Origin of the sequence: Sphaerotilus sp., assembly GCF_031429695.1 — a bacterium.
Taxonomy (GTDB): domain Bacteria; phylum Pseudomonadota; class Gammaproteobacteria; order Burkholderiales; family Burkholderiaceae_C; genus Sphaerotilus.
On record NZ_JANPAB010000103.1, the window covers coordinates 1 to 19,735 of the forward strand.

16 protein-coding genes and 1 tRNA gene are annotated in these 19,735 nt (G+C 68.1%); 10 read left to right on the forward strand and 7 right to left on the reverse strand.

What is annotated here, in order from left to right:
- Positions 1–101: 101 nt before the first annotated feature.
- On the reverse strand, positions 102–806 hold the full coding sequence (locus RMP06_RS19185) for a hypothetical protein (protein ID WP_310463399.1): 705 nt from the start codon (positions 804–806) through the stop codon (positions 102–104).
- A 158-nt stretch (positions 807–964) separates the two neighbouring features.
- On the opposite strand from RMP06_RS19185, the gene RMP06_RS19190 reads away from it, so the two are divergent.
- Genes RMP06_RS19190 through RMP06_RS19200 form a run of 3 tightly spaced genes read left to right on the forward strand, consistent with a single transcriptional unit; the run spans position 965 to position 2,736 of the window.
- Positions 965–1,819 carry an AAA family ATPase gene (locus RMP06_RS19190; RefSeq protein WP_310463400.1) on the forward strand — a complete coding sequence of 285 codons (855 nt, stop codon included), beginning with the start codon at positions 965–967 and terminating at the stop codon, positions 1,817–1,819.
- 36 nt (positions 1,820–1,855) lie between these two features.
- Complete coding sequence (locus RMP06_RS19195) at positions 1,856–2,134, forward strand: hypothetical protein (protein WP_310463401.1); 279 nt, start codon at positions 1,856–1,858, stop codon at positions 2,132–2,134.
- Positions 2,131–2,736 carry a GNAT family N-acetyltransferase gene (locus RMP06_RS19200; protein WP_310463402.1) on the forward strand — a complete coding sequence of 202 codons (606 nt, stop codon included), beginning with the start codon at positions 2,131–2,133 and terminating at the stop codon, positions 2,734–2,736. The genes RMP06_RS19195 and RMP06_RS19200 overlap by 4 nt, the downstream gene beginning before the upstream one ends.
- A 16-nt stretch (positions 2,737–2,752) precedes the next feature.
- On the opposite strand, the gene RMP06_RS19205 is transcribed toward RMP06_RS19200, so the two are convergent.
- From RMP06_RS19205 to RMP06_RS19230, 6 genes are read right to left on the reverse strand one after another with little or no spacing between them, the layout of a single operon-like run.
- Positions 2,753–3,166 (reverse strand): type IV pilin protein, encoded by a 414-nt coding sequence (locus tag RMP06_RS19205; protein WP_310463403.1) that lies wholly within the window; start codon positions 3,164–3,166, stop codon positions 2,753–2,755.
- Entirely contained in the window at positions 3,163–6,120 is a 2,958-nt protein-coding gene (locus RMP06_RS19210) for a pilus assembly protein (RefSeq protein ID WP_310463404.1), read from the reverse strand. Before RMP06_RS19210 ends, RMP06_RS19205 begins: the two co-directional genes overlap by 4 nt.
- Complete coding sequence (locus RMP06_RS19215) at positions 6,117–6,671, reverse strand: pilus assembly PilX family protein (protein ID WP_310463405.1); 555 nt, start codon at positions 6,669–6,671, stop codon at positions 6,117–6,119. The genes RMP06_RS19210 and RMP06_RS19215 overlap by 4 nt, the downstream gene beginning before the upstream one ends.
- A gap of 10 nt (positions 6,672–6,681) precedes the next feature.
- Positions 6,682–7,740, reverse strand: coding sequence for a PilW family protein (locus RMP06_RS19220; protein ID WP_310463406.1), 1,059 nt, complete (start codon positions 7,738–7,740; stop codon positions 6,682–6,684).
- Entirely contained in the window at positions 7,737–8,249 is a 513-nt protein-coding gene (pilV, locus tag RMP06_RS19225; protein WP_310463407.1) for a type IV pilus modification protein PilV, read from the reverse strand. The genes RMP06_RS19220 and pilV overlap by 4 nt, the downstream gene beginning before the upstream one ends.
- On the reverse strand, positions 8,240–8,845 hold the full coding sequence (locus RMP06_RS19230) for a pilus assembly FimT family protein (RefSeq protein ID WP_310463408.1): 606 nt from the start codon (positions 8,843–8,845) through the stop codon (positions 8,240–8,242). The genes pilV and RMP06_RS19230 overlap by 10 nt, the downstream gene beginning before the upstream one ends.
- A gap of 132 nt (positions 8,846–8,977) precedes the next feature.
- Between RMP06_RS19230 and RMP06_RS19235 the strand changes: the two genes are divergently transcribed.
- The 7 genes from RMP06_RS19235 (at position 8,978) to RMP06_RS19265 (ending at position 19,725) form a co-directional block, all read left to right on the forward strand.
- Positions 8,978–10,159 carry a vWA domain-containing protein gene (locus RMP06_RS19235; protein ID WP_310463409.1) on the forward strand — a complete coding sequence of 394 codons (1,182 nt, stop codon included), beginning with the start codon at positions 8,978–8,980 and terminating at the stop codon, positions 10,157–10,159.
- The gene (locus RMP06_RS19240; protein ID WP_310463410.1) at positions 10,156–12,003 is read left to right on the forward strand and encodes an autotransporter assembly complex protein TamA; all 1,848 of its coding nucleotides are present in this window, start codon (positions 10,156–10,158) and stop codon (positions 12,001–12,003) included. Before RMP06_RS19235 ends, RMP06_RS19240 begins: the two co-directional genes overlap by 4 nt.
- A gap of 2 nt (positions 12,004–12,005) precedes the next feature.
- Entirely contained in the window at positions 12,006–16,223 is a 4,218-nt protein-coding gene (locus tag RMP06_RS19245; protein WP_310463411.1) for a translocation/assembly module TamB domain-containing protein, read from the forward strand.
- Positions 16,214–16,288, forward strand: a tRNA-Arg gene (locus RMP06_RS19250). Before RMP06_RS19245 ends, RMP06_RS19250 begins: the two co-directional genes overlap by 10 nt.
- 29 nt (positions 16,289–16,317) lie before the next feature.
- On the forward strand, positions 16,318–16,812 hold the full coding sequence (locus tag RMP06_RS19255; RefSeq protein ID WP_310463412.1) for a hypothetical protein: 495 nt from the start codon (positions 16,318–16,320) through the stop codon (positions 16,810–16,812).
- Entirely contained in the window at positions 16,812–17,102 is a 291-nt protein-coding gene (locus tag RMP06_RS19260) for a hypothetical protein (protein WP_310463413.1), read from the forward strand. The genes RMP06_RS19255 and RMP06_RS19260 overlap by 1 nt, the downstream gene beginning before the upstream one ends.
- An 82-nt stretch (positions 17,103–17,184) precedes the next feature.
- Positions 17,185–19,725, forward strand: coding sequence for a class I SAM-dependent DNA methyltransferase (locus tag RMP06_RS19265; protein ID WP_310463414.1), 2,541 nt, complete (start codon positions 17,185–17,187; stop codon positions 19,723–19,725).
- Positions 19,726–19,735 lie beyond the last annotated feature (10 nt).

Below are 19,735 nucleotides of genomic sequence, written 5' to 3' on the forward strand. Positions count from 1 at the left end.
ACGAACTGATCAATCAGCTCCTTCGGTATCGCCGGCATCGCCGCCACTGCGGCCAGCGCCGCCTTCGTCGTCTTCCTGCTTGGCATACATGCTCCTTCTTCTCATGCTATGCCTCGCACACAAAATCCCGGATAGGCTCCACCCCACTGGTCAAACTGGTACTCGTCCACCACCCACCCTTCGCGTGGATCCTGGCGCCCGCAGTCGATCACCACCTCGTCCGGCTCCCAGCGCAGGAGTTGCGGCAGATCCGATCGACGTGGCGCGGCCATCAACCCGGCTGGCACGCCCTTGCGCCGCAGACTGTCGAAGGCCTCCAGCAAACGCCCTGGCAACACCCGCCGCTGCCAGAGGTCCGCGCCCTGCGCATCGGTGCCACGGGCGTCGAGCAGCACGCCAGTGAACCCCTGCTGCGCCACCAGACTGAGGCGCTGCGCCCAGGCTGCGCCGTCACCGCGGTCCAGCGGCACCCGCAGCATCGGCGTCACCGGTACACCGTCGCGCGCGAGTTGTCCGAGCTGGGTGAGCAGCAGCACCGACGACGGCCGAGCCGGCACCGCCACCCGCACCCGGTCCACCCCGCAATCGGCCACCCGCAACACCCGCAAGCGCACAGCGGACAGCGTCGGCGCCGCGAGCGGACCGATACCGGCGCCGACCACCACCCCGTCCCGCAGCAGCCGCAGCCGTGCCACCACGGCCCGGATCACTTCCGGTGCCGCCGACATCACCTCGACCCCCGCCGCGCCGGCGCGGACAGCCCAGGCGGCCTCTGCCGGATCGCGCACACAAAGCTGCAATTGCATCGGTCCCCGCATTTGTCCCAGCATCGCCCTGTTTTCCCCTGATGACACGGCCCGAATTGTCCACGACCCTGCTGCACACACCGCATCCATGGCCGCCGATATACTGAATCTGTTCGCCTTCCCTACCCTGGCCTTTGCCTTTCCGACCCGAGATCCGCATGAAATTCACCGGCTCCTCCCAGTACGTCGCCACCCAGGATCTGATGCTGGCGGTCAACGCGGCCATCACGCTGCAGCGCCCCTTGCTCGTCAAGGGCGAACCCGGCACCGGCAAGACCATGCTGGCCGAGGAAGTGGCCGCGGCGCTCGGCATGCCGCTGATGCAGTGGCACATCAAGAGCACCACCAAGGCGCAGCAAGGCCTCTACGAGTACGACGCCGTCAGCCGCCTGCGCGACAGCCAGCTCAGCGACACCGAGAGCGCCGAGAAGGTGCGCGACATCCGCAACTACATCGTCAAGGGCACGCTCTGGCAGGCGTTCACGGCCGACCAGCCGGTGGCGCTGCTGATCGACGAGATCGACAAGGCGGACATCGAGTTCCCGAACGACCTGCTGCGCGAGATCGACCGGATGGAGTTCTATGTCTACGAGACACGCGAGCTGGTCCGGGCCAAGCACCGGCCGCTGGTGTTCATCACCTCGAACAACGAGAAGGAACTGCCCGACGCTTTCCTGCGCCGCTGCTTCTTCCACTACATCAAGTTCCCGGAAGCGGAGACGATGCGCCAGATCGTCGAGGTGCACTTCCCCGGTCTGAAGAAGGAGTTGCTCGCCGCGGCGATGAAGAACTTCTACGACGTGCGCAACCTGCCTGGGCTGAAGAAGAAGCCGTCCACCTCCGAGCTGCTGGACTGGCTCAAGCTGCTGGTGGCAGAAGACATCTCGGCCGAAGCCCTGCACAGCACGGACCAGAAGGTGGCGATCCCGCCACTGGTGGGCGCGCTGCTGAAGAACGAGCAGGACCTGACGCTGTTCGAAAAGCTGGTGTTCATGCAGAGCCGCAACCGCTGAAGCGGTCGGACACCCCACAACAAGACGGAGACAGCGATGAACATCGAAACGAAGAACGCCCTTGGCGAAGGCCTGGTGGATGCGCTGGGCTTCGTGGCCGGTGCGATGGCAGGTGGCCTGGTCGCCCGCGCCTTCGGGCTGGATTTCCTGACCGAACAGGGCTGGGGCACCGGTTCGATCGCCGGCATCCTGCTGGTGGGTCTGGGTGCCGGACTGGGCAAGACGATGGCGCGCAAGCTGCTGCGGCGCGAGCCGGTTCCGACACCAGCCGCCACGGCCACGCCAGCCAGGAAGACCAAGGGCCGCAAGCGATGAACACGCCCGCCTGCTGGCCCGCCCCCGTCACGCTGCAGGGCACGCATGTCCGGCTGGAACCACTGCGCGCCGACCATGCGCCAGCGCTGGCCGAGGCCGTGCGCGAAGGCGATTTGTCGGGCACCTGGTACACCGTGGTGCCGACGCCCGACGGCATGGCCGCCGAGATCGAGCGCCGGCTCGGCCTGCAGGCGGCGGGGTCGATGCTGCCGTTCGCGGTGCTGGATGCCAATGCCGTTCCGGTCGGCATGACGACGTACATGAACATCGACGCACGCTTCCGGCGTGTGGAGATCGGCTCGACCTGGCTGGCGAAGCGCGTGCAGCGCACCGCGTTGAACACCGAGGCGAAGTGGCTGCTGCTGCGCCATGCGTTCGAGGCGCTGGACTGCATCGCGGTGGAGTTCCGTACCCACCGCTTCAACCTGCAGAGCCGCCGCGCCATCGAGCGGCTCGGCGCGCAGCTCGACGGCATCCTGCGCCACCACCAGCGCACGGCCGATGGCAGCCTGCGCGACACCTGTGTCTACAGCATCACCACGCCGGAGTGGCCGACGGTGCACATGCACCTGCGCGCCCGGCTGGATGCACCGACGCCCTGACCGCCACTCGGAATCCTCACCAGCACTGCGTTGCGGTGTAGGTCGCCGAGGCCACGCCCTTGGCGCCCGCCTGGTTGTAGGTGTAGTTGCCGCACTTGTCGCCCACCTGCGCCCCTGCGCGGGTCGCGAGCAGGCTGAAACCGTCCGCATCCTGGCTGGCGATGGACAGCGTGTAGTAGCCCTGGGGTGACGTGCTGGGGTAGATGCCGGTCGTGCCGAGCGCGACGCTGGCGTAGGTGCCGCGCTCGGTGTAGTTGCGCTCCATCAGCTGGGCGATGGCCAGCAGGGCCGATTTGGCATCGGTGCGGCGCGACGCCGCGATGTGCTCGCGGTAGGACGGCACCGCCGCCGCCGCCAGGATGCCGACGACGACAACCGCGATCATCAGCTCCATCAGCGTGAAGCCCCGGGTTCGGGTGGATGTCTTCATTGGATCTGCTCCCAGCCCGAGCGGCCCGAGCCTTGCGACACGCCCGACTCGCGGACCTTCATGATCGTGCCCGTCGAGAGCGTGATGAGCTTGTCGTCGAGCGTGCGGTTCTGTGCGCGGATGAAGCGCGGTGCGGACGGGATGGCCCCGGCCTTCACGCCGGACGGATTGGTCTTGCCGGCCTGGTAAGTCAGCATGTCCGCGGCATCGACGTTGCCGTCGGCATTCGTGTCCAGCGAGGGCGTGTCGGGGCGGTTGCCCGTCACCGCATCGACTTCCATCACCCAGCCGTCGCCGCCATAGGTGCAGGCCACGGTGCTCGGGATCATGGTCGAGACGACAACCTTGCCTGCGCGCACCGCGGCCTGCGTGACGATGCGCTCGCCCGAAGTCGGCAGGTTGAGCACCCAACCGAGCTTGGTGGACAGGAAATCGGCGCGCGTGATCGTGTTGTCCCCGGTGTAGGCCGGCGTGGCCGGCCCGACCGCGTGGGTGGTGAAGCGGTAGCTGCGGCCGTCGGGACCGGTGCCCGTGCCAAGCACCGACTGGGTGGTCAACTTGTTGGCATTGACCGTGCCGCCGTTGTCCCAGATGCCGTAGAGCGCCTGCACCGACCCTGCAGCGTTGTCGCCGGTGTCGAGGTAGCGGCCGGTACCGAACGTGACGAGATAACCGCCTTGCGGGTGGGCCGTCACGTCGATCCGGGCGGTGATGGGCTGCCCGGTGGCGGTGGCGAACAGCTCTTTCGGACTGCTGGTGCTGCCGTAGGCCACCTTCCACTGCGTCGAGTCGGTCGAGGACAGGTCGAATTTCCAGATGCTGCCCGCCAGATCGCCGGCGTAGACGGTGTCGGCCACGCCGTTGTTGGCGCTGCTGACCGCCACCACACCCGACAGACCGTTGACGCTGGAGGTGCTGCCCGCCAGCGTGCTGATCCGGGTGATCGCACCCGTCTCGACATCCACCAGCAGCAGCACGGCGCGGCCGTTGGTGCTGTTGTAACCGTTGCCGACGATGGCCATCCAGCGGCCGTTCTTCATGCGGGTGATGAGGGGCTGCTGCAGCAGGTGGCCCACGTCGCCGTCGCTGCCGCTGATTTCCCAGCGCACCACACTGGACGCCGTGGACTCGGCGAACTTGGTCGGGTCCGTCAGGTCGAGCGCGAACAGGCCCTTGCCACCCGCGCCCAGGCTGCTGACCAGCACGGTGTGCCAGGCGCTGCCGTAGTACACGTCGCGCGCCATCGGCGAGCCGTCGACGTTGTACTGGTGGGTGAAGGTCGTCTCGGTCAATGCGCTGAGCTGGCTGGCGACGAGCGAGGGCACGTACGCGAAGACCTCGTTGCCGGTCGACGAGTTGAAGACGTGCAGCATGCCGTCGTTGGCGCCGACCGCCACCAGCGGTGTCATGGCGGCACGCGCCTGGCGGTAGGTGGCGTAGGCGGCGGCCTCGACGGCGTCGCGGACGTACTGGTCACCGCCCTTCACGTAGGCCGGTGCCGAGTTGACGATGTCCCCCAGCACGCTGGTGGGGCGGCTGCGGAACAGCGGCGCAGTGCAGCCGGTGCAGAGGCGCAACTCGCGCGAGGTGTCGCCCCGCAGGTAGTTCAGGCGCTGCGAGCCGTAGGCATCGGTGATGCCCGAGCCGTTGCGGTTGAGGGCGGTGACCATGCTCAGGTCCAGTTCGGTCGCCCCCGGCGAGGCGGCGTTGGCCGGCCAGCGGAACGGGATGCCCCGCGCGCCGAGCGCCGCAGAGGCCTTGTAGGTGAAGATCTTGCGGCCGGTAGTCCAGTTCTGTGCGTTGAGCTGGACGCTGGCATCCCACCGGGGCGTCGTCTGCGGCATGCCCGTCGAATCCAGCGGGTAGGCCAGCAGTTGCCCCGACCAGTCAGCCGAGCTGAAGCGCCCCTGGTAGGCCTCGGAGCCGGTGGTGAGCGACCCGGAGTTCAGTGCGACGGCGCTTCCGGCGCTGGTGCGCGCGGCGATGTCATTGGTGATCTTCGCAAACGCGGTGTTCACGGCCGCCTGGTCCGAGGCAAGGTAGGTGCTGGTGGTCCCGCCGAGCTGCGCCATGCGGTTCATCGCCGCGATCGACGACGCATCGGAGGCCACGTCGCCCAGGCCGATGAGGTAGGTCTGCACGTCGTACTGGCCGTTGATCGCCGAGTTGTTGGTCACCGCGACACTGCGCAGTGCAGAGATCTGGGTGAACACGTCACGCGCGGCCTGTCCGAAGGTCCACGTGCCGTTGAGGACGGAGTTGGTCGTCTCGGCCGTGGTGTAGGCCGTGCCGTCCGTCCGGATCGTCGGATCGCCGTCGGTGGCGATCACCACGAAGTTGCGCTGGCAGGTCTTGTCGATGATGGGCGACGGATGACCACTCAGTGTGTTGGAGAAGTACTGGTAGGCCGTGCGGATGGCCCCGGGCAGCGGTGTGCCGACCGAACCGTTCTTCAGCTCCGTCGTGCTGAGCGTGCTGGTCTCGTTGGCCATCAGCGTCATGAGCCGCTGGTAGTGGGTGGTGGAGTTGTCCTGCACATCCTCCAGCATGGCGCCGCTGCCGTTGCCGCCTGTGCTGTAGTAAAGCGTCGGAAGGTCCAGGGACGCCGCCGAGGTGAGGAAGATCGGCGCATTCATCGCGAAGGTCGAGAGCCCCCAGCGGAAGGTGTTCTGGTACGTGGTGATGTTCTGGCGCAGCACACTGCGGGCGATGTTGCCGCGGGTATTGGCATCTGCCAAGCTGGTGGTGCCACGGCCGGTGGTCAGCAGATATTCCATCGACGGCGAGTTGTCGTAGAGCACCAGCAGATTGGGCTTGACCGATGCCGCCAGATAGAGCGGCGTCTGCGAAAAATTGATGGTCTGGGCCAGGCCCAGGCCGGACATCGACAGCAGCAGCACCGCCACCGCGCAGCGGACACCGGTGGGCCGGGAAGGAGTGCGGAGGAGGTTCATCGCTTGATGTAGGTGGACTGCAGGATCACGACGGTGGAGGCGCGCAGGCCCGTCGCCCGGACACTGATGCGGAACGCCTGCGCGGCGTCCTCGTCGCTGTTGCCAAGGCTGGCGGACTGGCCGGACACGGGTGGCAGCACGGGCAGCAGCTCGATGAGGTAGCGCGGTGCCGCCGACACGCCGGGCAGCGCCGTTGCCCCGGTGACGCTGCCGTAGGCGCGGCTCTTGCCGGCCGAGGTGCCCCAGTCGACCGTCTGCCACAGGGGCTGCGAGGTCGGGCTGTTCGAGGTCATCGACGGAGGCAGGCACAGCCCCCCGGTGCAGGCCGACACGAACGCGGACGCCACCGTGAGATTGGCCTCGATGTCCGCCTCGGCGTCGCGCAGCGCCGCCTCGGCCGCCTGCAGCGCAATGTTGCGGTCGCGGGCGTTGCCGGCCATGCGCTCCTGCACGAGACTGGAGTTCATGCCCGCCAGCGCCAGCGACACCAGCACCACCATCATCATCAGGATGGTGATGAGCGAGAAGCCCGATTGCTGGTGGCGTGTCATGGGCATCCGTTCAGCGCAGTGCATTGCGGACCTGCGCGATCGTGGACACCACGGTCCGCATGCGCCGGTCCGTGGGCGTCACGGTGGTGCCGGCGAAGGTATAGGGCTGGTAGCCGCTGGTGATGTTGTCTTCCGTGCTGGCCAGCAGCAGCTCGGTCTGGGCGGTCACCACCTGCGTCCAGTCGGCCACATCGGTCGGCAGGACATAGGCATCGGCCGCGCCGTCGCCGTTGCTGTCCAGCCCCAGCGTCACCCGGAACCCTTCGACGCCGGTGACCAGCTCCTGCGGCTGCTGCGTGCCGTCGTAGACCGGCGTGGTGTACGACCAGAGTGCGCGCTGCGTCGTCTTGCCCGTGCGGGCGCTGGGTGCGAGGTAGTAGGTGATGGTGGCGAGACGGAAGACCATGGCGTCCTGCAGGAACGCACGGCCGAGACCGTTCGCACTCACACCCGGCGTGGCGGTGACACTGGCACTGTGCTCGATCGAGCCGTCCAGACCGGGGCGGTTGTTGGTGGCCTGGAACACGGCCGAGCCGATGCAGTCGGACACCAGCAGCAGGTCGCGCGAGGTGATGCGCCCGGTCGGGGTGACATTCAGCGCCGCGGTGGCGCTGGCCATCTCGGTGGTCAGCGCCCAGCCGGAACCGACCGTGCGGCGCACGGTGAGCACGTCGCCCGCGCTGTTCGGCGCCGGGACCAGGGTCGGGCTGGAGATGGCGGCGTCCAGCGCCGGCGCCCAGGTCGATCCGTTGTGGTGCGAGGCCCAGATGCCGGTGGCGTAGTTGTAGAGAAAGCCGGTCGGCGTGTTGAGCAGGTTGACCACCGGCGTCGCGCCACCGGTCCCTCGGCAGCCCCGGAAGCCGGACATGCGCAGATCGGCGGACAGTGTGTCGATGGTGAACCGGGCGCTTTCCTGCAGACGCGAGACCTGGTTCTGCGCCTGGAAGGTGCTCTTGCTGCCCAGGAAGATCATGCCCATGACACCGACCAGGAACAGCCCCAGCGCCATCACCACCAGCAGCTCGACCAGCGTGACCCCGCGCATGCGGTGCATCGTTTTCGCGCTCATGGCCGCACCACATTGACGAAGCGGGCCGCCGTGCCGCGCTCGCTCCAGAAAACCTTGATCGCGATCTGCGTGCCGCTGCCGTCGCAGGCGGGCGAAGCCGCCGTGCCGTCGTCGGGCGAGCTGTCCAGGCAAATCACGCCCGTGCCGCCGGGCAGCGCATTCAGCACCGCCGTGCGCCACTGGGCGAAATCGCGTGCGGCCATCTGGGTCGAGGTGCAGACGTTGGTCAGCGTGCAGGCCGCCACGACCGCCGGGGTGACGAGGTTGTTGTACTGCCCCGCCGTCGCGCCCGGCACATTCGCCCGCACGCGGTCGGCCGCTTCGTAGGCGAGCACGGTGGCCTTGCTGCGCCACATCGCGCTGGAGTTGGTCGACAGGCCGCGCAGCTGCAGCGCTGCATAGCCCAGGGCCGCGATCGCCAGGATCACGACCGACACCAGCACCTCGATCAGCGCGAAGCCCGCGCGGCGGCGGACCGGCCTGCGGTTCCTGGACAGGCTCACGTGCATGTGGTGATCCTCGTCACATCCGCCAACCCATTGGGCGGCACGGTGATCTGCACCCCATCCCGGATGCCGGCACTCGGACAGAGCACGAAGTTCACGGCGGCGGCCGGCGTCAGGTAGCCGATCGCGGTGAACTGGATCGGCGAGGTGCCCTGCATCTTCAGCGTGCTCGGCAGTGCCGCATAGGTGCGGATCAGGGTGTCGCCGCTGTCGAAACTGCCGTTGCTGTTGCGGTCCAGGTAGAGGTTCCAGCCCTTGGCAAACTCGTTGCCGGTGACGCCACCATCGGCGGGCAGCACCAGCACCGGCAATCCGGCGCGGGCGGCCTCGGCACGCGCCAGCGCCAGCGACGATACAAAATCCGACGACAGCCCCGAGAGCCGGTTGCGCGCAGAGAACGCCGTCAGCGACGGCATCGCCACCATCGCCAGGATGCCGAGCACGGCCACCGTCACCATCAGCTCGACCAGCGTGAAGCCGCGCGAGGAGGCCCGTGCACGCGGGCCGGGCGCAGCGGTGGCATTCGGCGGCAGGGGATTCGGCAGCAGCATCGGGCGGTCACGGCTCGGACGGATGAAGGTGATGCTGAATGTAAGCAACCCCTCCGCCACCGCAGCACCCGAAGAGCAAGCCAAACCCCGCGCAATTCAGCCCGGGTCGAGCCTGAACTGCACCACGTGGCCTAGACTTGCAGCCGCGACGTGGTTCCCGCGCGTCCGGAGACTCCCACCATGCTGATCGACTTCTTCTATACGCTGCGCGCCGCCAAGCTGCCGGTCTCGATCCGCGAATACCTGACCCTGCTGGAAGCCCTGCAGGCCGGCGTGATCGACGACGACGGCGGTCCCTCGGTGGACAAGTTCTACTACCTGGCACGCACCACGCTGGTCAAGGACGAGGTCCAGTTCGACAAGTTCGACCGCGCCTTCTCGGCCTACTTCAAGGGCGTGGAGATGCTCACGGACTTCACGCAGGAGGTGCCACTGGACTGGCTGCGCAAGACGCTGGAGGTGGAACTCAGCGCCGAGGAGAAAGCCAAGATCGAGACGATGGGCTGGGACGAGTTGATGGAGACGCTGAAAAAGCGTTTCGAAGAGCAGAAAGAGCGCCACGCGGGTGGCTCCAAGTGGATCGGCACCGGCGGCACCAGCCCCTTCGGCCACGGCGGCCACAATCCGCAAGGCATCCGCATCGGCGGCGCCAGCAAGAACAAGAGTGCCGTCAAGGTCTGGGACCAGCGCGCTTTCCGCGACTACGACGACAACCTGGAACTCGGCACCCGCAACATCAAGGTCGCCCTGCGCCGCCTGCGCCGCTTTGCCCGCGAAGGCGCTGCGGAAGAGCTGGACCTGGACGACACCATCCACTGCACCGCCGCCAACGCCGGCCTGCTCGACATCAAGCTCGTGCCCGAGCGCCACAACAAGGTCAAGGTGCTGCTGCTGATGGACGTGGGCGGCACGATGGACGAGCACATCCACCGCGTCGAGGAACTCTTCAGCGCCGCCAAGACCGAGTTCAAGCATCTGGAGTTCTACTACTTCCACAACTGCGTCTACGACTTCGTGTGGAAGAACAACCGCCGCCGCTACACCGAGAAATTCTCGACCTGGGACATCATTCGCAAGTACAACCGCGACTACAAGCTGATCTTCATCGGCGACGCGACGATGAGCCCCTACGAGATCGTGCAGCGCGGTGGCAGCGTCGAGTACAACAACGAGGAGCCGGGCGCCGAATGGCTGCAGCGCCTGACCCACGCTTTCCCCAAGTTCGCCTGGATCAACCCGGAACCGCAGGGCGTCTGGGAGTACCGCCAGAGCATTGCCATGGTCCAGCAGCTGATGAGCCAGCGCATGTTCCCGCTGTCGCTCGCGGGGCTGGAACAGGCGATGCGACTGCTGTCCAAATGAGCGGACGCCTGGGGTGGGCCGCGCTGCTGACGGCGCTGGTGGTGGCATCGGAGCCCGCTGGCGCGCAGAACACCGCGCCAGTCACCCCGCCAACCACCGATGAGGACGCCGACACGCGCGATGTCACCTGGACGCTCGATATCTCCGCGCCGCCGGAGTTGCGCACGCTGCTGGTCCGCTACCTCGATCTCTCACGTTACCTCGCCACCCCCGACACCGCCCGCGTGCCGCGCGGCGAGTTGATGCGCCTGCGACAGGCCGCTCCGGCCCAAGCCCGCGCCCTGCTGGAAACGGAAGGCTACTTCAACGCCAAGGTCAGCACCCAGGCCCGCGACGACGGCAGTGTCATCGGGCTGAAGCTGCTGGTCGAGCCGGGACCAGCGACGCGGGTGGCGCAATCGCGGCTCGAATTCGAAGGCCCGCTGTCCGTCGCCGCCGATGCCCGTGACGCGGAGGCCGCCCGGCTGGTTGCGCGGGCCCGCCAGCGCTGGTCGCTGCCCGCAGGCGAGGTCTTCACGCAGGACCGCTGGAGCAGCGCCAAGAGCGAGGTGCTCGCGCTGCTGCGTGCCGAGGGTTACGCGACCTCCGGCTGGAGCGGCTCCGTGGCCCAGGTGCGCGCAGTCGAGGACCGCGCCACGCTGTTCCTGGTCGCCGACAGCGGGCCGCTCTACCGCTTCGGCGCAGTGGAGGTCACGGGGCTGGACCATGTGGACGCCGAGTCTGTGCGCGCGCTGCAGACCTTCTCCACCGGCCAGCCATTGCGCGAACAAGCCCTGCTCGACTACCAGGACCGGCTGGTCAAGTCGGCGCTGTTCGACAGCGTGGCCATCGAGATGGAGCCTGACCCGGCGCTGGCCGCGGCGATGCCGGTGGTCGTCAAGGTGCGCGAGCGGTCGCTGCAGCAGGCCACGCTCGGCCTGGGCGTGTCCGACAACACGGGCCCGCGCATCACGCTCGAACACCTGCACCAGCGTTTCCTGGGGTTTCCGTGGCAGGCCAAGAGCAAGCTGCAGCTCGGGCGCACCGACCAGCAGGCCTCGATCGACCTGACCTCGCACCCGCTGCCAGGCCCCTACCGCAACCTGGTCTCGGCCTCGATGGGCAAGACCGACGCCAGCGGACTGGAAGTCACCAGCCAGCGTGCCCGGATCGGCCGCAGCAAGGACGACGAGCGGCTGGAGCGCCTGTACTACCTGGAGTGGCAGCGCTCGCGCACCCGCAGCCTGAACACGAGCCAGACGGTCGACGACACCTCGGCAGTGAGCGGCAACTACCAGTGGATCTGGCGCCAGCTCGACCACCCGCTGCTGCCCACCAAGGGCCTGAGCCTGTCGCTGGACACGGCCTTGGGCCACTCGTTCGCCACCGTGCAGCGTGGCGGCGTCTTCGGCCGCGTCAACGGCCGCCTGACGCACTACGCCACGCTCGGCCAGAGCTGGTACAGCACCAGCCGGCTGCAGGTCGGGCAGGTGTTCTCGGCGACGGATGTGGCGGTGCCCTATACGCTGCTGTTCCGCACAGGCGGGGATGACTCGGTGCGCGGCTATGCCTACCAGAGCCTTGGTCCAAGCAATGCCGCGGGCACCGCGGTGGGCGGCCGGGTGGTGGCGGTCGGCAGCGTCGAGCTGGCGCGACCAATCTTGCGCAGCATGCCGGCGCTGTGGGGCGCCACCTTCGTCGATGTCGGCAACGCGGCGCCCAACTGGACGTCTCTGGATGCCGCACTGGGCTACGGCGTCGGCCTGCGCTGGCGCAGCCCCGTCGGTGCCCTGCGCATGGACCTGGCCTACGGGCAGCAGGTACGCAAGGTGCGGCTGCACTTCAGCGTCGGCATCACCTTCTGAGCATGGACCCGGTCCTCCCTGAAGCCTCCGCCCGGCAACGCCAGGCGCGCTGGTCGCTCTGGCCACTGCTGGCGGTGCTGGTCCTACTGGCGTTCGGTCTGGTCGCGGGCCTTTACGCCGCACTGGCCTCCGAATCCGGCAGCCGCTGGCTGCTCGGGCTGGTGCCGGGCCTGCAGAGCAGCGGCGTGCGCGGTTGCCTGCTCGACGACTTCGATGCCGACCAGCTCCGCTACCGGCTCAACGCGCGGCAGGTGCTGCAGATCGACCAGCTCCGCTGGCGCGGGGTGCAACTGCGCTGGCCGGAAGGCAAGTCACCGCTGCTGAGTCTGGCGCAGCTCTCGATCGGCCACCTCGACCTGCAGGGCAGCTCCGGCAACGACGATCCGCCCGTGCTGCCGACGACGCTGAACCTGCCGATCAGCGTGCAGATCGGCAAGGTCCGCATCGACCAGCTCAGTGTCGACGCGCTGCGTGCGCGCCCGGTGCGCGAGCTGTCCGCCGCGCTGAGCCTGCAAGCCGGCCGCGGCGGGGCCCACCGCGTGGACGCACTGCAACTGCGCTGGGACCGTCTCGCCCTGCACGGACTGGCCACGCTGGGCGCTGACGCACCGATGCCGCTGGACGTGCGGCTGGTGCTCACGCCCGACACCGCAGCATCGGGCACGCTGGAGCAGGACTGGCGCGTCGATCTGCGCGCCCACGGCCCGCTGCAGCAGATCGCCATCGACACCCGGCTGGTTGCGCGCGGCCAGTCGCTGGACGTGCAGGCCGAGGTCCGTCCCGACCAGCGCCAGCCGCTGAGCCACCTGCAGGCGCGGCTGCAGGCGCTCGACCTCGCGCCCTTCGCCAGCGGTCTGCCGACCACCGCGCTGTCCGGCCAGATCGACGCCCGGCTCGACAACCGCACCAGCGCAGCGCAGCAACGCCTGCAGGTGCAGGTCGATCTGCAGAACCTGCGCCCCGGCAGCTGGGCGCACCACCATGTTCCCGTCGACACCGTCAAGGTCACGGCCAGCGGCGACCTGCGCAACCCGGACACCGGCACGCTCGACGCACTGCTCGTCAGTCTGCATGACGGCAGCGAATCGGCCGGTACCGTGCTGGGCAGCGGCCGCTGGGCCTTGAGCGGGACAGGCACACAACGGCGACTCGACGCCGCCCTGAGCAGCACCTGGCAGGATCTGCACCCAGCGAGGCTGGATCCCCGTGCCCCCGCCGTGCGGGTCAGCGGCCCGCTCACCCTCACCTACGGCCAGTCGCTTGGCGGGAACATCGACGCCAGCCGCCGCGTCACGCTGCACACCGACCTGCGCGGGCAACTGGTCGGCGCCGGACTGCCCGAGGTGCGCCTGTTGCTGCAGGCCCAGGCCACGCCACAGCGCATCGACCTGGAGCAGCTGCAGGCCCGCAGCGGCGCCGCCCGCCTTGACGCCACCGGCCACGCCGAGCAGGCCGACGCACACTGGCTCGTCCAGCTCAAGGGCGACCTCGACGCCTTCGACCCCAGCCTGTGGTGGCCCGGTGAAACCCAGGCCCTCGGCCCCCGCGGCAGTCACCGCCTCGGCGGCCAGCTCGACGCGGACCTGCGCATCCCCGTCCACCCCACCGCAGGACTGGCCGGGCTGGCCGAGATCACCGGCAGCGCCGACCTGCACATCGATCCGAGCCTGATCGCCGGCGTGCCGCTGGCCGGCCAGCTGAAGCTGCAGACCCGCACCGGTACCGCCAGCGCCGCGCACTGGAGCCTTGATCTCAAGGCCACCGCCGGCGCCCCGGCCGGCGCCGCCGAAGCCACCGAGTTGCACCTGGCTGGCGACCTCACCACCCCCGGCGCCGAAGACCACTGGGCGCTGCAATGGAAGAGCAACGCCCCCGAGCGTCTCAACCCGTGGATGAAACTCGCCGGGGCGGGCACCCAGGTCAGCGGCGACACCCAGGGCGAGCTGGAACTCACGGGTCGCTGGCCGCGTGTGCGCAGCACGGGCCAGCTGCGCAGCGCCCAGTTGCGCCTGCCGCAGGCCGATCTGCAAGGACTGGATATGCGCTGGAAGGTTGGCACCTTCCCCTCCGACACCATCGACCTCGGCGCCGATGTCGCCACCCTGCGCATCGGCACCCAGCGTCTGGCCGCCTTTTCCCTGCGCACCCAGGGCACTGCCGCCAGCCACCAGCTCCAGTTGCGCAGCCAGATCGACGTCCCCGCCCGCGCCGAGATGCCCGCCCGCCGGCTGCAGGCTCTGCTGGCGCTCGACGGCGGCCTCGCCGACGAGATCGGCCCATCGCTGGAGAACCGCGATGCCGGCCTGCGCTGGAACGGCAAGGTCGCCCAGCTGGAGCTGCGCGATGCGGCGGCGGCCACGGCCGGTCCGATGCCCTCGGCGCCGCCTCCCCCCCTGCTGCAACTCGACCCCGCTCCGCTCAGCCTGGTGCAGAACGCCAACGGGCTGGCCGCGAAGCTGGGCGCCAGCCGGCTGACGCTGATGGACGCCCAGATCCTGCTCGACAGCGCCGACTGGCACAGTGGTTCGGCACCTCACATGGGCCTGCGCGCCCGGCTGTCACCGCTGCGGGTGGCGCCGCTGCTGGCGCGGGCGCAGCCGGATTTCGGCTGGGGCGGCGATCTGACGCTGGGGGGCCGCATCGAGCTGCAGTCCACGCCCGAGCAGTTCACCGCCGACATTGCCCTCCAGCGTGACAGCGGCGATCTCAGTGTCGAAGACCCCGACCTCAACACCGGCCCGCGCCGCCTGGGTCTGGCCGACCTGAAACTGCGCCTGAATGCCGCGGAGGGTGTCTGGCGACTGACCCAGCTCGTCTCGGGCGGCAATCTTGGCAGCCTGAACGGCCAGCAGACCGTGCGCACCGACCGCCACGCCCTCTGGCCTGCGGCCGACGCGCCCGTGGCCGGCCAGATCGACCTGCAGATCGCCCAGCTCGGCAACTGGGGCCGCTGGCTGCCGCCCGGCTGGCGCCTGTCGGGCCAGCTCGCCACCGAAGCGCGCGTCGGCGGCACCTTCGGCGCACCCGCTTTCAGCGGCGAACTGAACGGCAGCCAGATCGCCGTGCGCAACACGCTCCAGGGCGTGGACTGGACCGACGCACGGCTCAAGGTGCTGCTGGCCGGCGAGACGGCGCGCATCGACACCTTCAGCGTACGCGCCGGGGCCGGCACGCTCTCGGCCCGCGGCGAAGCCACGCTCGGCGCCGCGCCGCGCCTGACAGTGAAGGTGACGGCCGACCACTTCGCCGCGCTGCAGCGTGTGGACCGCAAGGTCGTCGTCAGTGGTGAAGCCGACCTGGGGCTCGACGCACAGAGCACCCAGCTCAAGGGCCGCGTGCGTGCAGACGAAGGCCGATTCGACTTCACGCAAAGCGACGCACCGGGGTTGGCCGACGACGTCGAGGTCGACCGCGGCCGTGGCGACGCCCGTGCCCGCGACACCGCCACCACCAGCCGCCGCACCACCACGCTCGACCTGCGTGTCGATCTGGGCGATGCCTTCGTGCTGCGCGGGCGCGGCCTGAACACGCGGCTGGCCGGCGAGCTGCGCCTGACCAGTCCCGCCAACCGGCTGGCCATCCACGGCAACATCCGCGCCGTCGACGGCACCTACGCCGCCTACGGCCAGAAGCTGCGCGTCGAACGCTCGATCATCGCCTTCACCGGCGTGGCCGAGAACCCGCGGCTCGACATCGAAGCCGTCCGCCCGGACCTGGAGGACGTGCGCGTCGGGGTCACCGTCACCGGCACGGCGCAGAACCCGCGCATCCGCCTGTTCAGCGAACCCACCATGACCGACACCGACCGGCTGTCCTGGCTCATCCTCGGCCGAGCCTCCGACGGTCTGGGGCGCACGGACCTGGCCTTGCTGCAGCGCGCCGCCTACGCCCTCATCGCGGGCGAGAGCGACAGCCCGAGCCTGGTCGAGCGCATCGGGCTGGACCAGCTCTCGGTGCGCCAGGACGGCGAAGGCGACACGCGCGAAACCGTTGTCACCCTCGGCAAGCAGATCAGCCGGCGCTGGTACGTCGGCTACGAGCGCAGCCTGAACGCCGCCAGCGGCACCTGGCAGCTCATCTACCGCGCCGCCCAGCGCTTCACGCTGCGTGCGCAGTCCGGCGCCGAGAACGCGCTCGACCTGATCTGGACGTGGAAGTGGGGCCCGCAAGCTACAATCAACGGCTCTTCAGCGCGCCCTGCCGCGCCGTCCTCGCCGTAGTTCAATGGATAGAACGGGCGCCTCCTAAGCGCCAGATACAGGTTCGATTCCTGTCGGCGGGACCAAGACACGAAAGAGATTGTTGGAGCACACGATGAGCGCGATCCAGACACGCATGGGGATTCGCAAGCTACCCAGCCCCGGGGAGCTTCAGGCCTGTGCGGCCCGCAGCCTGCAGCTTCTTCAGGTGATCGAGGCCACTGTCACGGCGGTAGCGTCCGATTGCGAAATGCTCAGACTGCTGACCCGCGATTTGGCGGAGGTCGAACGGAGCTTGATGGACTGCACACCCGATGTTCTGCTGGATCCAGAAGCACGGGTTGCCAGCACGCTCATGGTCCTGGAGGACATCGCCGAGCGGCTGCATCGCCGGGCATCCAGTGCATACCATGCCGCTGTCCACGACGAAGGCCTTCACCATGATGATGGTGTGGCGGACGTGTGGGAGGACTGCGTAGCCGCGGCTGCCGATCTGCATGGTGCGGCACAAAGTCTGCGGGAGCGGGTGGTACTGCTGGACAGGCTGAAATCCCCCCGCAGCGATGCCCATGAATCCGTGGATGCCCTGTTTGCCGCAATGGGTCTGTGATGGCGGTTCGGATCGCCGAATTCAGGTTTCTGGATGGATTCAGAAGTGAGTTGGCCTCGGCGCCAGAGGATGTGCGTGCTGCCGTCAAAGACATCTTGCGCAGGGCACGCAGCAACCCCGAAGCAGGGGCGCTGCGATTCCACTCCCTGAAAGGCTACGGCAAACCCACGATCTACAAGTTCGACGTGTTCTCGAACAAGTCGTGGCAGGTGTCGTTTGAACTGGATGGGGCAACGGCCGTGCTGATGCGGGTCTGCACGCACAAAGACATGAACCGCCGTCCTCGGTGAGCGCGATCTGGTCGATTCTCCGTCCGGATCCACCTCGGCCTGCCAGACAATCGAAAGTACAAAAACAAGCTGTACTTTTGACATGGCACCCAGGGAATTCATCACCAAGTGGTCGGCCGGCGGGCCGTCCTACAAACTCACCGAGCGCGCGGGCGCGCAGCTCCATTTCAGCGAGCTGTGCCGGCTGCTCGGCGTCGAGGAACCCGGGGATGCCGAACGCTACTGCTTCGAGCGCGGGCTGACCAAGACGGGTGCGGCGCGGCAGGGTTATGCCGATGTTTGGTTGCGCGGGCACTTCGCGTGGGAGTACAAGGCGCCGGGCAAGGATCTGGGCGCGGCGCTGCAGCAGTTGATGGTGTACGCGCTGCCCCTGGAGAGCCCGCCGCTGCTGGTGGTGAGCGACCGCCTGCGCATCGAGGTGCATACCCATTTCACCGGCACGCCGAGCGAGTGCCACGTCTTCCGCCTGGAGGATCTGGCGAGCGACGAAATGCGGGTCAAGCTGAAGGCGCTGTGGCAGGCGCCCGAGCGCTTCCGGCCGCAGCGCACCAGCCGCGACATCACCGAAACCGCCGCGCAGACCTTCGCCGGCACGGCCGACCGGCTGCGCAAGGCGGGCGTGCCGCCAGCCAAGGTCAGCCACTTCCTGACGCAGTGCCTGTTCTGCTTCTTCTCCGAGGACGTGGGGCTGCTGCCGTCGCGCTTGTTCGAGCGGCTGGTGGGGGTGCGGATCGCGCCGGATCGGCTGCGGGTGCAACTGCAGGCGCTGCTGACCACCATGCGGGACGGCGGGCAGTTCGGCGTCGATGACATCCCGTGGTTCAACGGCGGGTTGTTCAAGACGGTGGAGGTGCCGCCGCTGACGACCGAGGACGTGCTGGCGCTGCAGGCCGCCAGCAGCCTGGACTGGAGCGCCATCGACCCCAGCATCTTCGGCACGCTGTTCGAGCGCGGGCTGGACCCGACCAAGCGCAGCCAGCTGGGTGCGCACTACACCGACCCGGCGACGATCCAGCGCCTGATCGACCCGGTGGTGCGCCGGCCGCTGCTGGCCGAATGGGCGGGGCAGCGCGAGCGGATCGCCGCGGCGATGGCGCGCAGCAAGAAGCTCGGCGACAAGGCCTACCGCGATGCGCAGGCGGTGTTCGTCGGTTTTCTGGAGCGGCTGCGCACCTACCGGGCACTGGACCCGGCCTGCGGCAGCGGCAATTTTCTGTACCTGACGCTCAAGGCGATCAAGGACATCGAACACCAGGTGAACCTGGATGCCGAGGCCGAAGGTCTGCAGCGCCAGCATGACGTGACCGGGCCGCACAACGTGCTCGGCATCGAGATCAACGAGTACGCGGCCGAGCTGGCGCGGGTGACGGTGTGGATTGGCGAGCTGCAGTGGCGCATCCAGCACGGGTATGGCTTCAACACGAACCCGGTGCTGAACTCGCTCAACCACATCGAGTGCCGCGATGCGCTGATGAACACGGACGGCACCGAAACGGTGTGGCCGGTGGCCGAGGCCATCGTGGGCAACCCGCCGTTCGTCGGGGACAAGAAGATGCGCGCGGAGCTGGGTGGCGCGTACACCGAGCGGCTGCGTGCGCTGTACGCGGGCCGGGTGCCGGGTGGTGCGGATCTGGTGTGCTACTGGTTCGAGAAGGCGCGGGCGATGGTCGCCGCCGGGTCGCTGCAGCGGGCAGGGTTCGTTTCGACCAACTCGGTGCGGGGTGGCAAGAACCGCGAGGTGCTGGACCAGATCTGCGAGACGACGCGGATCTTCGAGGCATGGGCGGATGAGCCATGGGTCAACAACGGGGCGGCGGTGCGGGTGTCGCTGACGGCGTTCGGGCACGCGACTTCGGAAAGTTGCCTGAATGGCATCGCTGTTACTGGCATCGGACCGGAGCTGTCTCCAATTGCCGATGGCATGAGCCTTTCGTCGGCACAGGTGCTGTCAGAGAACGCAGCCACAGCGTTTCAAGGGCCGACCAAGGGCGGAGAGTTTGATGTCCCAGGTGAAACCGCCCGTCAGTGGCTGCGCGAGCCTTGCGTCGAAGGCAGCAACGCTGCGGTGTTACGTCCCTGGTTGAACGGCTTGGCCGTCGTGCGCCGTTCGCCGGACATGTGGATCATCGACTTCGGTGACCTGAATGAAGACGGCGCATCCATGCATGACGGGCCGTTCGGCTGGGTTCTGCAACGGGTCAAACCAGAGCGAGATACGAACGCCGAGCCTGCGACAAAAAAGAACTACTGGCGATTCAAGCGGTCTGGCGCCGATGGAAAGCAAGCGGTTCGGCAATTGCCGAGGTTCATTGCGACCCCCGAAGTGTCCAAACATCGAGTGTTCGTCTGGCTGCATAGCAGCTACTCGCCAGACAAGAACCTTGTGATCGTTGCGAGGCCAGATGACACAACGTTTGGGGTGCTGTCGAGCCGGGTACATGAAGCGTGGTCGCTACAACAAGGCACAAGTCTGGAAGACCGTCCGCGCTACACGAGCCTATCCGGGATTTTGTGTGCGAGGCATAGCATGAGAAGAAGGAGCATGTATGCCAAGCAGGAAGACGACGAAGGCGGCGCTGGCCGCAGTGGCGGCGATGCCGGCGATACCGAAGGAGCTGATTGATCAGTTCGTG